This is a genomic window from Telluria sp. AZSoR62 (assembly GCF_058111565.1).
On the sequence record NZ_JBYTST010000002.1, the window covers coordinates 291109 to 306799 of the forward strand.

The following is a 15691-nucleotide window of genomic DNA, read 5'->3' on the forward strand; positions in this document are numbered from 1 at the left end:
CGGGCGCCCGCGGCCGCCCGCTGGCACTACTTTGGCGGCCGCACGTCCTGCTTGAGCGCCGCGAGCGCGATTTTCTCCACCAGGCCCGGCGCGACCAGCTTGAGGAAGCGCCCGAGCTTGCCCTTGGCAGTCATCACCACTTCCCGCCTGCGCGCGTCCATGCCCTCGATGATCAGGCGCGCGCATTCTTCCACGCGCATCGCGCCCTCTTCCTTGAGCGAACTGCTGCCCATCGGCTGGCCCTGGGCATTGAAGCCGCGGTAGCGGATCCGGGTGGCGACCACGCCCGGGTAAGCGGTGGTCACGCTCACCCCTGCCCCCTTCAACTCGGCCCGCAGCGCCTCGAAGAAGCCCGTCATCGCGAACTTGCTGGCGCAGTAGGCCGTGCGTCCCGGCACGCCGACCAGGCCCGCCAGCGAGGACACCGCGACGATGCTGCCGCGCGTGGCCTTGAGGTGCGGGAGCGCCGCTTGCGTGCACCAGATCGCGCCCCACAGGTTCACGCGCATCAGCTCTTCGTACCAGTCGAGGTCTTCGACTTCCTCGAACAGCGCATGGGCCGAACGGCCGGCGTTGTTCACCAAAGCGTCGATGCGCCCGAAATGCTCCACGGCGGTGATGACGAGGCGCCGGCACTGGATGCGCACCGAGACGTCGGTCGGCACGGCCAGCGTTTGCGCACCGAAGGCGGCGCATTCGCGCGCCACCGCATCGAGCTGCTGGGCGTTGCGGGCCGCCAGCACCAGGGCCACGCCCGCGCCTTCCTTGCTGGCGAGCTGGCGCGCCATCTCGGCGCCGATGCCGTCCGACGCGCCGGTGATGATAACGACACCTTGCATATTTTCTCCTTCGAATGAAAGCCCGGACGAGCCGCGCTATGGATTGGGTGGCGTGGCGGGACAGCCCTCGCTTTCGCCTGCCGGGAGCTTGACGGGTATGCCCAGTCCGATCGCCAGCTTACGGTCATTGGCATGGGCAAAATCGCCGAATTCGAAGGGCAAGGCCCGTGCCCTTGCAAATCGTTCAAGCTGGTGGCCCGAGCGCTGCGAGAGAGCCCAGCCAAGCGCCGGCTCTCGCTCCCGCACGAATAGCCGCTCTCCGTGCAATGCTGCGAACGCATCGCCTTCTGGATTGGATTTCAATACCTTGAGCATCTCCCCGGTCAAGGGATTCAGGGTTTTATCCGACATTGACCAGTACAGGACATTGCACGCTCCAAGGCGGCGCTGCAGTTCGTGCACGGCAAGCCGACTTCTTCCATCGCGCGTCTGGATGACCGTCGAGACTGGCCCGAGCAATTGGGACAGCGCGCCTTGGTCGCTGAAATCCGTGAGCGAGCTTGGCGTTCGGCCCTCCTTTGGATCGCTCGTGATCAGGATGGCGAAGATCCTGCCACGTGCAATCTTCGCGGCCTCCAGACCGTCCATTACGTCGAGCAAGGTGGACACGCCGGTGTTGTCGAAGTACCCTCCGTCCACCACTGCGCGCTCCGTCATCACCGGCTGGTTCGAATACTGGTCCCAACCGAACACGTCGCGGGCCGCTGCCGGGGAGATGAGCGGAAAACGGGCGCTGTCCATGGCCATCGATAGGTAACTGGCGCTCTTGCCTCCGCACCAGCTGTCGGCCGGGCAGACTGACGCCCGGTTCAGGAGCACGCGCATGCCATCCTGCACGCTGGTGGCATTGAACAGCATGAGAGGCGAACTGCCGGCTTCTCCAACCGGCCCGGAAGCGAAGGAATTGCTGGCAGCTTTGCCGCCGACGCGTTGCGCCAATATCCGATCATAGCTTTCATACCATGCCTGCGACAGCGCGCCGGCACGAGAGTGAACATCGTCGTGGCCTTGCCCGTCGGCGCTGCGACGTACGAGCAACAGGCTCAAAGGCAGGTCACGGAACAGGGTCCGCAGAAGCGGTGCCGACAGGTGGTCGCCGGTACTGGCCTGTATGAGGCGAGGGAGCAGCCACGAAAGGCGCTCTCCTTTGGGAAGTCGTTTACACGCATTCCAATCCTGCACCGTTCGCAAATCCGCGCGGCTCGCCGCATACAGTGCGCCGCCGACCGCACCGCCCGAGACGCCGCTTATCGCAAACAAGCGGTCGCCGAAGGCGCCGCAGGTGGCTGCATCGACCGCCGCGAGCACCGCACTGGTATGGGCCGCCGCGCGTGCGCCGCCGCCCGCCGCGGCAACCAGGAGCACCGGTGCATCCGGTGCGGCTGGCCGCTGCTGCTCCCACTCGGCCAGGAACCTTGCAACGGCTTGCTTGCTGTCGCAGATCGACGGCGCCCCGGTGCACGGAGCCGCCTTGATCGGCGCTGCGATACTGAGCAAGGGCGCCGCCGGCACGCCGCGCAAGAACAGAACCAGCAGGTAGGCGAGCACGATGAACCAGCGGATCGGGCGCGGAATGGTGCGGACGAAGGCCGTCGCCAGCAACAGGATCAGGGCGATGAATATGACGATCGCCGCCGGCGCGTTGACGACGCGGGCTGTCTCCACCGGCCGTAGGTTGCCCGCAAGGGCAAGCAGCCCGAAGCCGACGCATAAGCTCCACAGCAAAGGCGCCGAAGCGGACCTTGCGGGTGAGCGCGGCCGATCCACGGCGGTCGCGGGCGGCCCTGCCAACCGGTAGCGGACCACGATCATCGCGTAGCACGCGGGCAGCAACAGGAGGATCGGAAGGGTCCAGATGCGAACCTGCCCGTTGCTGTAGACGTAGAGACTTCCGGCCGCGAAGATAGCGCCATAGAACAGGGCGGTCACCGGCAGCATCCAGTGCAGCAGGAGCGGCTTAATTTCGAGTTCGTGCCGCCCCGGTAAAGGGCGTAGTACGAAATAGGCCACCACTAGTGGCAACGCTGGAATGAAGTAATTCGCCCACTCGTGCGCCGGGTCAAACGGCCGCGACATCAGCAGGACGAAGCCCAGCAGCCCCAAACCCGCGACGACCACACGCCTGGGGTGGCGCGACCGGGGATACCACCAGCCAACGGCGGCTCCCGCAAGCGCCGACGCGACAGGCCACCATACGATGGCCCATGACCTCAATGGCCCGCCCGTATGCACAATCAGGACGCAGCAGGCCAGCACAAGACAGGCCGCGCCGGCAAACGCCGGTACCCAGCCTGCCAGTGCCTCTGGACGACTCAGTGCCGCAGCATCCGCCGGCTGCGCCCATTGTTCGCCCAGCCGCCACAGCAACAGGGAGAAGCCGAGGCACACCGTGATCAATCCGAGAAACTGCACCGCTGCAAGACGACGGCTGTCCGCCGGACTGCAATCGCTGGGCGTCAGGCAGCTCAGCAGCGCATTGTCCATGAACTCGGCCGTTTGCGGCGCCATGAAACCGAACAGGAACAGCGCGCAGGCGACTAGGATCAGTCGGTGCTCCCAGAAGGGCGACACACAGCGATCGATGCGGTGGATGGTTTGGCGTGCGCGTACGGAAAGCGAAGGAGTCAGATGTGTACCGTCGGGCATGGTTCGAATAGGCGGAGATGACAGCCTCCCGGTGGGGGGCTGCGACGCTGCCGGTCGATACCGGCAGGACGATGTGCTTATTTCTGCGTTTTGACGATCTGCAGGGCACTCGCGATCACGCTGCTCATGTCGCCCATATTGGCCGGCACGATCAGCGAATTGTTGGTCTTGGCCAGGTTGCCGAAGGCGTCGACGTAATGCTCGGCCACGCGCAGGTTGACCGCGTCCATGCCGCCCGGCTCGCGGATGGCCGCGCCCACCTGGCGCAGCGCGGTGGCGCTGGCCTCGGCCAGGGCAACGATGGCGCTGGCTTCGCCCTGGGCGCGGTTGATCGCGGCCTGGCGCTCGCCTTCGGAGCGGGCGATCGAGGCTTCGCGCTCGCCGCTGGCGATGTTGATCTGCTCCTGCCGGCGGCCTTCGGACGCCGCGATCAGGGCCCGTTTTTCGCGCTCGGCCGTGATCTGGCGCTGCATCGCGTGCAGGATCTCGGCCGGCGGGGTCAGGTCCTTGATCTCGTAGCGCAGCACCTTCACGCCCCAATTGGCCGCCGATTCGTCGATGGCGTTGACGATGGTGGTATTGATATGGTCGCGCTCCTCGAAGGTCTTGTCGAGCTCCATCTTGCCGATCACCGAGCGCAGCGTTGTCTGCGCCAGCTGGGTGATGGCCTGGATGTAGTTCGACGAACCGTAGGAGGCGCGCATGGCGTCGGTCACCTGGAAGTACAGGATGCCGTCCACCTGCAGCTGGGTGTTGTCGCGCGTGATGCAGACCTGGGGCGGCACGTCGAGCGGGATCTCCTTGAGGCTGTGCTTGTAGGCGACACGGTCGATGAAGGGCACCACGATGTTCAGGCCGGGCCCTAGCACGGCGTGGAACTTGCCGAGGCGTTCGACCACCAGCGCGTGCTGCTGCGGCACGACGTTGATGGTCTTGAAGATGAAGACCAGGGCAATGACGAAGAAGACCAGGGCGACGACGCCGGACGACAGTTCCATGAGCATCCCTTATAGATGAGTAGTGATTTATATGCCAGGCTTATGGATTGCCCGATTTTATGCGTTGGCCACGATCAGCCGGTTGCCCAGCACTTCGACGATGCGGAACTCGCCCGCTTCCGGCAGCGCGCCGGGCCCGAGTTCGACGTCCCACAGCGCGCCGCGGTACATGGCGCGCGCGCGGCCCTGCTGCCAGTTCGAGACGGCGATGCGCTGGCCGATGTCGAGGTTGACGTTGCGGTCGCGCGAAGCCTCGCCGCGCGCCGGGCGGCCAAAGCGGCTGCGATGGAGGATGGCGGTGGCCGCCAGGCCGACCACGGCGGCAGTCACTGTCTGGCCCGCGCCGCTCGCGCCGGACAAGGCGGCGAGCGCCCCGGCGCCCAGGCCGATGGCGATCATCAAGAGGTAGAAGATGCCGGTGAACAGCTCGGCGATCACGAGGATGCCGGCGCCTACCAGCCAGCCCATCCAGTCGGTCATGGCGTCTTCCTTTCAGGTTTTGAAAAGCAAAAAACCCCCGCGGCCTGCACAGGCGGCGAGGGTTCGAATATGTCGATACGCTTGGTTATTGTGTGCTTTCGGCAAGGAGTCAATCGATGCCAGTGTAGCAGCTCCGGGGCAGGATGGGAGCATCCCGGATGTCGTTTATCGCAGGCGCATAGCCTGGCCCGGCGCGGGCGGATCAATGCCCGCGCCGGGGTGCGATTACATCTTCGCCAGCTTCTGCCAGGTCTCGATCACCGAGTCCGGATTGAGCGACATCGACTCGATGCCCTCTTCCACCAGCCACTGCGCGAAGTCGGGGTGGTCCGACGGACCCTGGCCGCAGATGCCGATGTACTTGCCCTGGGCGCGGCAGGCCTTGATCGCCAGCGACAGCATGGCTTTCACCGCCGGGTCGCGCTCGTCGAAGTCCTTGGCCAGCAGCTCCATGCCGGAGTCGCGGTCCAGGCCCAGGGTAAGCTGGGTCAGGTCGTTCGAGCCGATCGAGAAGCCGTCGAAATGCTCGAGGAACTGCTCGGCCAGGATGGCGTTGGAGGGCACTTCGCACATCATGATCACGCGCAGGCCGTTCTCGCCGCGCTTGAGGCCGTACTTGGCCAGCAGGCCGATGACCTTCTCGGCCTGGCCCAGGGTGCGCACGAACGGGATCATCAGCTCGACGTTGGTCAGGCCCATCTCTTCGCGCACGCGCTTCATGGCCAGGCATTCCATCTCGAAGGCCTCGGCGAAGTCCTCGGCCAGGTAGCGCGCGGCGCCGCGGAAGCCCAGCATCGGGTTTTCTTCGTCCGGCTCGTAGCGCGAACCGCCGATCAGCTTCTTGTACTCGTTCGACTTGAAGTCGGACAGGCGCACGATGACCGGCTTGGGCCAGAAGGCCGCGGCGATGGTGGCCACGCCTTCGGCCAGCTTGTCGACATAGAAGGCGCGCGGCGAGGCGTGGCCGCGGGCGACCGACTCCACCGCTTTCTTCAGGTCCGCGTCGATGTTCGGATACTCGAGGATTGCCTTCGGGTGCACGCCGATGTTGTTGTTGATGATGAACTCGAGGCGCGCCAGACCGACGCCGTTGTTCGGCACCGACTGGAAGTCGAAGGCCAGCTGCGGGTTGCCGACGTTGAGCATGATCTTGGTCTTGATCGGCGGCAGTTCGCCGCGCGCGACTTCGGTGATCTCGGTTTCCAGCAGGCCGTCGTAGATGCGGCCTTCGTCGCCTTCGGCGCAGGAGACCGTGACGAAGGTGCCGTCCTTGAGCACCTCGGTGGCGTCGCCGCAGCCGACGACGGCCGGCACGCCCAGCTCGCGCGCGATGATCGCCGCGTGGCAGGTGCGCCCGCCGCGGTTGGTGACGATGGCGGCGGCGCGCTTCATGACCGGCTCCCAGTTCGGGTCGGTCATGTCGGCGACCAGCACGTCGCCCGGCTGCACGCGTTCCATGTCGGCCGGGTCGGTGATGACGCGCACGGGACCGGCGCCGATCTTCTGGCCGATGGCGCGGCCGGAGGTCAACACCGTGCCCGAGCCTTTCAGGCTGAAGCGCTGCTGCGCGTCGGTGGCCTTCTGCTGCGACTTCACGGTTTCCGGGCGCGCCTGCAGGATGTACAGCTTGCCGTCGCGGCCGTCCTTGCCCCACTCGATGTCCATCGCGCGGCCATAGTGGTTCTCGATGATGACGGCGTACTTGGCCAGCTCGACGACTTCGGAATCGGTCAGCGAGTAGCGGTTGCGCATCTCGATCGGCACGTCGACGGTCTTGACCGAACGGCCGGCCTTGGCTTCGTTGGTGAATTCCATCTTGATGAGTTTGGAGCCGATGTTGCGGCGGATGACCGGCGACTTGCCCTGCGCGAGCATCGGCTTGTGGACATAGAACTCGTCCGGGTTCACCGCGCCCTGCACCACGGTCTCGCCCAGGCCGTAGCTCGAGGTGACGAAGACCACGTCCTTGAAGCCCGACTCGGTGTCGATCGTGAACATCACGCCCGAGGCGCCGGTGTCGGAGCGGACCATGCGCTGCACGCCGGCCGACAACGCCACTTCGGCGTGGGTGAAGCCCTTGTGCACGCGGTAGGAAATCGCGCGGTCGTTATACAGCGACGCGAAGACATGCTTCATCGCCTCGAGCACGTTGTCGATGCCGACCACGTTCAGGAAGGATTCCTGCTGGCCCGCGAACGAGGCATCCGGCAAGTCTTCGGCGGTGGCCGAGGAACGCACGGCGAAGGACATCTCGGTTTCGGAGTCGGCGACCAGGCGCGCGTAGTAGGCGCGGATTTCTTCTTCCAGGCGCGGCTGGAACGGCGTGGCGACGATCCACTGGCGGATCTCGGCGCCGGCAACGGCGAGCGAACGCACGTCGTCGATGTCCAGGCCCTCCAGGCGGGTGGCGATCCGGTCGCCGAGCGACGGGCCGCCGTCGACGCTGTGGTCGAGGAAGTCGCGGAAGGCGTCGGCCGTGGTGGCGAAGCCGCCCGGCACGCGCACGCCGGCGCCGGCCAGCTGGCTGATCATCTCGCCCAGCGAGGCGTTCTTGCCGCCGACCGATTCGACATCGGTCATGCGCAGGTTCTCGAACGAGGCGACGTAGGTGCGGGTCGCGTTTGAAGCTTGGTCCGGCTCCTTCAATGCTGCTACAGACAGGTTAGTCATGGTGAAACACCCTTACTTGATGATGGAAACCTTTGCGAAGCGGTGCCGTGCCGGGGACGGGGTGTTCTTGTTATTCTGGCCGTCGTGCAGCACAATGCAGCTCCTGTTGCCAAACATTTTACCCTGTGACGGGGTGAATTCGCTGCAACTATGTCACCGAAGCTTAGCAATAAGACACCATGACCGCTGAAACCAGCCTCGCCCCGCCACCAAGCTCCCCACCCACCGCCCGCACCGTGTTTTTCGTCTCCGACGGCACCGGCATCACCGCCGAGACCTTCGGCCACGCGGTGCTGAGCCAGTTCGAAATGCGCTTCCGCCAGATCCGCCTGCCCTTCATCGATTCGATCGAGAAGGCCCACGAGGCGGCGCGGCGCATCAACGACAGCTTCGCGCGCGACGGCCAGCGCCCGATCGTGTTCTCCACGCTCGTCAAGCACGACCTGTCGAGCGTGATCCGCGCGGCGAGGGGCATGCACATGGACCTGTTCCAGACCTTCGTCTCGCCGCTGGAACAGGAGCTGGGCGTGAAATCCACGCACACGATCGGCCGCATCCACAATGCAGTGGACACCGAGGAGTACAAGAACCGTATCGAAGCGATCAACTTTTCGCTGGCCCATGACGACGGTCAGTCGCACAAGAACCTGGCCGAGGCCGACGTGATCCTGGTCGGCGTGTCGCGCTCGGGCAAGACCCCGACCAGCCTCTACCTGGCGATGCAGTACGGGCTCAAGGCGGCGAACTATCCCCTGATCCCGGACGACTTCGAGCGCGGCAAGCTGCCGTCGGGACTGCCGCCCTTCAAATCGAAACTGTTCGGGCTGACGATCACCCCCGAGCGCCTGTCGCAGATCCGGAACGAGCGGCGCGCGGGCAGCAAGTACGCCTCGATCGAGAACTGCCGCTACGAAGTGAACGAGGCGGAAGCGATGATGCGGCGCGAAGGCGTGCGCTGGCTGTCCTCGACCACCAAGTCGATCGAGGAAATCGCCACCACGATCCTGCAGGAGATCAAGCCGGATCGGCGCGAGTACTAGTCATGCAAAACCGTCATATTGTCGCCATAAATGAACATCCAGACGAGTGTCTCGGCAATTTCGGCAATTAGATAGTTTCCTGGTGGATATTTGTGTCTTCATGGAGGTAGAATTGACGCACATTTCACGGGAGAAGCAACATGAAGGGCATCGTATTCAACCTGCTTGAAGAAGCAGTGAGCAAGGATTTTGGCGACGCGACCTGGGACCGCCTGCTGGACGACGCGGGCCTGGATGGCGCCTATACCTCGCTCGGCAGCTACGACGACGCCGAAGTCGTGCGGCTGGTGGAAGTGGCCTCGAAAGCCCTGAACATCCCGCCCCAGGAGGTGCTGCGCTGGTTCGGGCGGCGCGCGATGCCGCTGCTGCACGCGCGCTATCCGAGCTTCTTTGCCAGCCATACCTCCACCCGCAGCTTCCTGCTGACCCTCAACAGCCTGATCCATCCGGAAGTGCGCAAGCTGTATCCGGGCGCGACGCCGCCGGTATTCGATTTCGACACGGGCACCAGCGACACCCTGGTCATCGGCTACAACTCGGCGCGCCGCCTGTGCGCGCTGGCCGAAGGCTTCATGCAGGGCGCGGCCGAGCACTACCGCGAAGAGGCGTCCATCACCCAGTCCGCCTGCATGCACGACGGCGCCGGCAAGTGCGTGTTCCACGTCAGCTTCAAGCCGTGAATCCTGCCGTCGTTCCGGTCCTCGACGCGGGCACGCCAGACCCCGAAATCGCGCGCCTGCAGCGGCGCCTCAAGCGCGAGATCGCCGCGCGCCAAGAAGCCGAGGCGATCGCCGAGCGCGGGCTGCGCGATCTGTTCCAGCGCCAGCAGGAGATCGCCCTGCTCGAGCACATCGCGGTAGCCGCCAACGAGGCCGCCAGCGTCGAAGACGCCATGCGCCGCGCGCTGGAGGCGGTGTGCCGCTATACCGAATGGCCGCTCGGCCACCTGCTGCTGGTGCGCGGCGCCGGCGAGGCGATGGACTCGACGCGCATCTGGCACGACGCGAGCGGCGGCCAGTTCGACCAGCTGCGCGCCATGAGCGAGGACATCGCCTTCACCTGCGGGGTCGGCCTGCCGGGCCGGGTGCTGGAGACCGCGGCGCCGGCCTGGGCCAACGTGGGCGCGCCGGACGAAGCGGCTTTCCAGCGCATGCCGCTGATCGCGCAGCTGGGACTGTCGTCGCTGTTCGCCTTCCCGGTCGTGATCGGCAACGAGGTGGTGGCCGTGCTCGAATTCTTCAGCCGGGAGCAGCAGACGCCGGACGACTCGATGCTGCGCCTGATGGCGCAGGTCGGGACCCAGCTCGGACGCGTGATCGAACGGCGCCGCGCGCAAGAACGCCTGCTGCACGACGCCCTGCACGATCCGCTCACGGCGCTGGGCAACCGCAAGCTCTTCCTCGACCGCCTGGAACACTTCATGGTGCGCGCCCAGCGCATTCCGTCCTACCAGTTCGCGGTGCTGTTCGTGGACCTGGACCGCTTCAAGGCCATCAACGACGGCCTCGGGCACCAGGCCGGCGACCAGGTGATCGTCGCGACCGCGCGCCGCCTGACGGCCTGCCTGCGCCTGAACGACCTGGTGGCGCGCGATCCGGCCGGCGACAATGGCCACGTGGTCTCGCGCCTGGGCGGCGACGAGTTCACCATCCTGCTCGATAACATCAACGGCGCGGCGACCCCAATCCGGGTGGCCGAGCGGCTGCTGCAGGCGCTGGCCGCGCCGCTGCAGGTCGGGCAGCAGCAGGTATATGTCACGGCCAGCATCGGCATCGCCCTGAGCAGCAGCGGCTACAGCGACGTGCAGGTGATGCTGCGCGACGCCGACATTGCGATGTACCACGCCAAGCAGAACGGGCGTGCGCGCTGGATGATGTTCGACCAGACCATGCAGGAAGGCGCGCTGCGCCGCCTTACGCTGGAAGCGGAGCTGCGCCTGGCGCTGGGCGCGGGACAGCTGTTCCTGCAATACCAGCCGATCGTCTCGCCGCAGGACGGCGTGATCCGCGGCTTCGAAGCCCTGCTGCGCTGGCGCCATCCGGTGCTGGGCATGATCTCGCCGGTCGAATTCATCCCGGTGGCAGAAGAGATCGGACTGATCGGCGAAATCGGCGGCTGGGTGCTGGCCGAGGCCTGCCGCGCCCTGAGCGTCTGGCAGCAGACCAGCGCACGCGTCCTGAGCATGAGCGTCAACGTCTCGGCGGTGCAGCTCAACGACGGCAAGCTGGTGGAGGTCGTCACGCAGGTGCTGAAGGAGACCGGCATCGCCGCGGACTGCCTCAAGCTGGAGCTGACCGAAAGCGCCGTGATGGCCGACCCAGAGCATGCGCTGGCGATCTTCAAGCAGCTCAAGTCGCTCGGCGTGCGCCTGAGCCTGGACGACTTCGGCACCGGCTACTCGTCCCTGAGCCACCTGCGCCGTTTGCCGATCGACACCCTCAAGATCGACCGCTCGTTTGTGAGCGCCATGGACACCCACGGCGACAAGCGCCAGATCGCCGAAGTCGTCGTCATGCTGGCGCGCTCGATGGGCCTGGACGTGGTAGCCGAAGGCGTCGAAACCAAGGCCGAAGTCAACATCCTGCGCGAAATGGGCAGCGACTTCGTCCAAGGCTATTTCTACTTCCGCCCCCTCGACAAGGAAGCCGTCGTCGCCGCCCTCGGCCGCCAGAACAACGGCGACCCCATTCTGCTCGCCCCCTGACCCCTATTGGGGCCCTATTGGGTTCAGGCCCTATTGGGGTCAGAGTTGAATTATCGAGAAAGATTGCTTGGGTACATAATCCATGTACCCGACCATCCACCGCTAGCTGCCAGAACAATTGTTCAATAATTAGGGTCAGAGTCGAATTACAGAAAACTTTTCAAAAGTTTCCGAATAATTCGACTCTGACCCTCATTCATTTGGATGGCCAGATCGCCGCTTTTCGTAAGCCCTAGCAATAAAGGAATCGGATCAATTGACTTGGAAGAATAAGCTCGGCAATCCGCTGAAAATGCGGCAAAAACAAAAGGGGTCAGAGTCGAATTACTGAGCAACTTTCAAAAGTTGCCAAACAATTCGACTCTGACCCTAATTATTTTTTCGATGAAGGTTTATATGGCAATTAGGGTCAGAGTCGAATTACAGGAAATTTTCGTAAGTTTCCGGAAAATTCAACTCTGACCCCAATGGCTTAGAAGAAGTGGCGCCAGTCTTCCAGCCAGCCGGGGAAGGCGGCGGCTTCCATGGGGTTGGCGATGTGGTAGCCCTGGGCGTAGGTGCAGCCGAGGTTTTGGAGGAAGTCCCAGTCCTGGCGGGTTTCGACGCCCACTGCCACTGACATGCGGTCCAGGCTGTGGGCCAGGGTCAGGCAGGAACGCAGGACGGTGCCCAGGGGGCGGCGCTTGGAGGCGCCGTCGACGAAGCTGCGGTCGATCTTCAGTTCGGTGAAAGGAATGCGGGCCAGCAGCTGGAGGTTGGAACTGCCAGTGCCGTAGTCGTCGATCGCCAGGCCAAAGCCCATCAGGCGCAGGCGCACCAGGCGTTCGATGAAATGCGGGTCGGTGTTGAGCACCGAGGACTCGGGCATCTCGAAGGTCAGGTATTCGGGCAGGATGCGGTGGCGGCCGATGCAGGCGGTGATCTGGCGCACGAAGGACGGGTTGGCCAGCGTCTCGGGCGCGAGGTTGATCGACATCGCGATCGGCAGGCCCTGGTCCTGGAAGGCGCGGCAGTGCTCGGCTGCCATCTCGATCATGCTCCAGTCGAGGAAGTCGACCCGGTTGTTCTGCTCGAGCGCGTCGATGAAGGAGCCGGGGCCCAGCACGCCGTGCTCGGGATGGCGCCAGCGCGCAAACGCTTCCAGGCCTTTTACCTGGCCGGTGGCCAGTTCGATCTTGGGCTGGAAGAAGGGTTCGAACTGGCGCTTTTGCAGGCCGATGCCGATTTCCTGGAAGCTGAAACGCGGGCCGGCAGGCCGCTCGTCCACTTTCGCCAGCGGCGTGTAGTTGTCCAGCAGGGGTTTGAGCTTGGCGGCGGTGACCGGCTTGGCGATGGACCCGAGCAGCTCGACGCCATAGGCCTGGGCCAGGGTCTCCACCGAGAACAGCAGGTTCGATGGCTGGGCGCCCGTGACGACCAAACGCACGCCGCCTTTCATGCCGCCGAGGTTGCGGATCAGTTCCAGTCCGTCCATCCCCGGCAGCGCCAGGTCGACGATCGCGACGTTCACTTGCGGCGTGAAGCCCGCTTCCATGCGCTGCAGCGCCATGTGCCCGTCCGGCACGTCGGTGACGCGGCTCGCGCCCATTTGGCCGAGCAGCTCCACCAGGGTCCTGCGCTGGGCTGCGTCGGCTTCCGCCACCAGGAAATGCAAATGCGCGATGTCCATCTCTACTCCATTGTGTCAACCGCCAGATTACCCTGAAGGCCTAGCCGGCGTCTACGATTGAAGTTGGCGCAGCTGTTCGAAAAAACACACCGCGGCGCAGGCCGCGACGTTCAGGGACTCGACCTTGCCCGCATGCGGCACCGCCACCCGGTGGGTCGCCAGCGCCAGCAGCTCGCTGGAGACGCCCTGCCCTTCGTGGCCCATCACCCAGGCTACCGGCCGGCGCAGGTCGAGGCCATACAGCGGCTCGCTCGCATAGCCGCTGGTGGCAAGTACCGGCACGGTGGCGCCGCGCACCAGCGGAGCCAGCTCGATGTTCTCGAAAATGTCGAGCACGAAGTGCGCGCCCATGGCCGCGCGCAGCACCTTGGGCGACCAGCAGAAGGCGGTGCCGGGGCTGCAGTACACCTGTTTGACGCCGCTGGCCGCCGCACTGCGCAGGATCGAGCCGACATTGCCGGGATCCTGCACGCCGTCGAGCAGCACGCAGGATCCGGCCAGCGCCGGCGCGGCGGAGGGCGTTGGCGATTCGACCACGAACACGAGGTGCACGCCATGCTCGACCTGGCTGATGGCGCCGAACAACGCATCCGGCAGCGCCGTCACATGCGCATGCAGGGCGCCGACGCGGCCTACGATGGCCGCCACTTCCGGGTTGGCCAGCGCGCCTTCCGAGACCACGCAGTGCTCGGGCGCGCCGCGCAGGTCCAGCCAGCTCTGGCACAGGTGCACGCCGTCGAGCAGGCTGCGGCCGGCTTTCCTGCGTGCCTGCGAACTGGTGGCGAGCGCCTTGAGCTCCTTGTAGAACGGATTGTCGCGCGAGGTGATGGTTTTCATGGACATGCGCTCAACCCGCAAACATGTCTTGCTGCAGCAGCTCGCGCACCGGCGCAAACGAGCGGCGGTGCACCGGCGAGGGGCCGTGCAGGCGCAGGCGCTCGAGGTGCAGCGCGGTCGAATAGCCCTTGTGCTGGTCGAAGCAGTATTGCGGGTATTGCTGGTGCAGCTGCACGAGTAATGCGTCGCGCGCGGTCTTGGCCAGGATCGAGGCGGCCGAGATCGCGTGCACCTTGTCGTCGCCCTCGACCACGGCATGGGCGCGCACGTCCATCGGCGGGCAGCGGTTGCCGTCGATCAGGGCAATGGTCGGCAGGGTCTGCAACGCCTCGACCGCCCGGCGCATGGCCAGCATGGTCGCGTGCAGGATGTTCAAGGTATCGATCTCTTCGCAGGAGCATTCGGCGATGGCCCAGGCCAGCGCATGCTGCTTGATCAGCGGAGCCAGCTCGTCGCGGCGCGCTTCGGTCAGCTTCTTGGAGTCGCGCAGGCCGTCGATCGGCCGCTTCGGGTCCAGGATCACGGCGGCGGCGAACACCGGCCCGGCCAGCGGGCCGCGGCCGGCTTCGTCCACCCCGCAGACGATGTCCAGGTCGGTGAACGGGCGCAGCCTGGGAGGCAAGCCCGGATAAAAATTGACTCGCTTTTTACTCATTTCTTTCGTCCGATCACGCGCAGCACTGCTTCCGCGCTCGCCTGCGCGCTGTTGCGCAGCAGGCTGTGGTGCATCTCGGTGAACCGCCGCGCCAGCTGCTCGCGCCCGGTGGGGTCGTCGAGCTGGCGCCAGAGCGCATCCGCCAAAGCCTGGGGCGAGGCCGCATGCTGAAGATACTCCGGAACGACGAATTCGCGCGCCAGGATGTTCGGCAGGCCGATCCACGGCTGGTAACCCATGTGGCGCATGATTTCCCACGAGGCGCGCATGACCTTGTAGGCGATTACCATCGGCTTCTTGAACAGCGCCACTTCCAGCGTGGCCGTCCCGGAAGCGACCAGCACGGCGTCGGCCGCGGCGATGCAGGCATGCGAGTCGCCGTCGACCAGCCGCACCGGCACGTCGGCCAGCCCGGCCGCGTTCACGATCTCGGTGTAATAGGCTTTCTGGCGCTCGCCCGCCATCGGCGCAATGAACACCAGGTTTGGATCGCGCGCCGCCAGCAGCCTGGCCGCGGCGACGAAGGGCTCGGCCAGGTATTTGAGTTCGCCCATGCGGCTGCCCGGCATGATGGTGACCACGCGCGCGCCTTGCGCGATGCCGAGCGAGGCGCGCGCCGCCGCCACGTCCGGCACCAGGGGAATCATCTCGGCCAGCGGATGCCCGATATAGGTCACCGGCACGCCCGCCGCGCGGTAGATCGCTTCCTCGAAGGGAAAGATCACCAGCATGTGCGAGACCGCGCGCTTGATTTTCTTGATGCGCCCGCCGCGCCAGGCCCAGATCTGCGGACTGACGAAGTGCACGGTCGGGATGCCCTGGCTGCGCAGCTGTTCTTCCAGCCCGAGGTTAAAGCCGGGATAGTCGGCGCCGATGAAGGCGGCCGGACGCTCGGCCAGCAGGCGGTCGCGCAGGCGGTTCTGGATGCCCTTGATTTCGCGGTAGCGCGGGATGATCTCGAACAGGCCGCGCACGGTCAGCGTGTCCATGGGGATGTCGGAGACGAGCCCCTGCTCCATCATCCGCGGTCCGCCGATGCCGTGAAAGCGCGCATCCGGCAAGTGCGGCCGCAGGCCCGCCATCAGGCGGGCGGCAAGCATGTCGCCGGATACCTCGCCGGCAACCAGGGCCAGCGAAACATCGTTCACTTGGC

12 protein-coding genes are annotated in these 15691 nt (G+C 65.4%); 3 read left to right on the plus strand and 9 right to left on the minus strand.

Annotated features, from left to right (window positions below; genetic code table 11):
• Positions 1-26 precede the first annotated feature (26 nt).
• The 5 genes from AC3XQU_RS04640 to ppsA all read right to left on the minus strand — a co-directional run bounded on the left by AC3XQU_RS04640 (position 27) and on the right by ppsA (position 7633).
• Positions 27-839, minus strand: coding sequence for an SDR family oxidoreductase (locus tag AC3XQU_RS04640; RefSeq protein ID WP_489872972.1), 813 nt, complete (start codon positions 837-839; stop codon positions 27-29).
• A 36-nt stretch (positions 840-875) separates the two neighbouring features.
• On the minus strand, positions 876-3485 hold the full coding sequence (locus AC3XQU_RS04645) for a hypothetical protein (RefSeq protein WP_489872973.1): 2610 nt from the start codon (positions 3483-3485) through the stop codon (positions 876-878).
• Positions 3486-3562: 77 nt separating this feature from the next.
• Positions 3563-4483 (minus strand): SPFH domain-containing protein, encoded by a 921-nt coding sequence (locus AC3XQU_RS04650; RefSeq protein WP_489872974.1) that lies wholly within the window; start codon positions 4481-4483, stop codon positions 3563-3565.
• A 57-nt stretch (positions 4484-4540) separates the two neighbouring features.
• Entirely contained in the window at positions 4541-4963 is a 423-nt protein-coding gene (locus AC3XQU_RS04655; protein ID WP_489872975.1) for an NfeD family protein, read from the minus strand.
• 225 nt (positions 4964-5188) lie between these two features.
• Positions 5189-7633: a phosphoenolpyruvate synthase gene (ppsA, locus tag AC3XQU_RS04660; protein WP_489872976.1), complete on the minus strand. Its 2445-nt coding sequence runs from the start codon at positions 7631-7633 to the stop codon at positions 5189-5191.
• Positions 7634-7812: 179 nt separating this feature from the next.
• On the opposite strand from ppsA, the gene ppsR reads away from it, so the two are divergent.
• The 3 genes from ppsR to AC3XQU_RS04675 all read left to right on the plus strand — a co-directional run bounded on the left by ppsR (position 7813) and on the right by AC3XQU_RS04675 (position 11377).
• A complete protein-coding gene (gene ppsR, locus AC3XQU_RS04665; RefSeq protein WP_489872977.1) occupies positions 7813-8673 on the plus strand; it encodes a posphoenolpyruvate synthetase regulatory kinase/phosphorylase PpsR in 861 nt (286 codons plus the stop codon).
• A 140-nt stretch (positions 8674-8813) separates the two neighbouring features.
• Complete coding sequence (locus tag AC3XQU_RS04670; RefSeq protein ID WP_489872978.1) at positions 8814-9353, plus strand: heme NO-binding domain-containing protein; 540 nt, start codon at positions 8814-8816, stop codon at positions 9351-9353.
• Positions 9350-11377 carry a putative bifunctional diguanylate cyclase/phosphodiesterase gene (locus tag AC3XQU_RS04675; protein WP_489872979.1) on the plus strand — a complete coding sequence of 676 codons (2028 nt, stop codon included), beginning with the start codon at positions 9350-9352 and terminating at the stop codon, positions 11375-11377. Before AC3XQU_RS04670 ends, AC3XQU_RS04675 begins: the two co-directional genes overlap by 4 nt.
• 472 nt (positions 11378-11849) lie before the next feature.
• On the opposite strand, the gene AC3XQU_RS04680 is transcribed toward AC3XQU_RS04675, so the two are convergent.
• From AC3XQU_RS04680 to lpxB, 4 genes are read right to left on the minus strand one after another with little or no spacing between them, the layout of a single operon-like run.
• Complete coding sequence (locus tag AC3XQU_RS04680; protein WP_489872980.1) at positions 11850-13046, minus strand: EAL domain-containing response regulator; 1197 nt, start codon at positions 13044-13046, stop codon at positions 11850-11852.
• 51 nt (positions 13047-13097) lie between these two features.
• Positions 13098-13883, minus strand: coding sequence for a TrmH family RNA methyltransferase (locus AC3XQU_RS04685; protein ID WP_489872981.1), 786 nt, complete (start codon positions 13881-13883; stop codon positions 13098-13100).
• 10 nt (positions 13884-13893) lie between these two features.
• Positions 13894-14538 (minus strand): ribonuclease HII, encoded by a 645-nt coding sequence (rnhB, locus tag AC3XQU_RS04690; RefSeq protein WP_489872982.1) that lies wholly within the window; start codon positions 14536-14538, stop codon positions 13894-13896.
• Complete coding sequence (gene lpxB / locus AC3XQU_RS04695; RefSeq protein ID WP_489872983.1) at positions 14535-15686, minus strand: lipid-A-disaccharide synthase; 1152 nt, start codon at positions 15684-15686, stop codon at positions 14535-14537. The genes rnhB and lpxB overlap by 4 nt, the downstream gene beginning before the upstream one ends.
• Positions 15687-15691 lie beyond the last annotated feature (5 nt).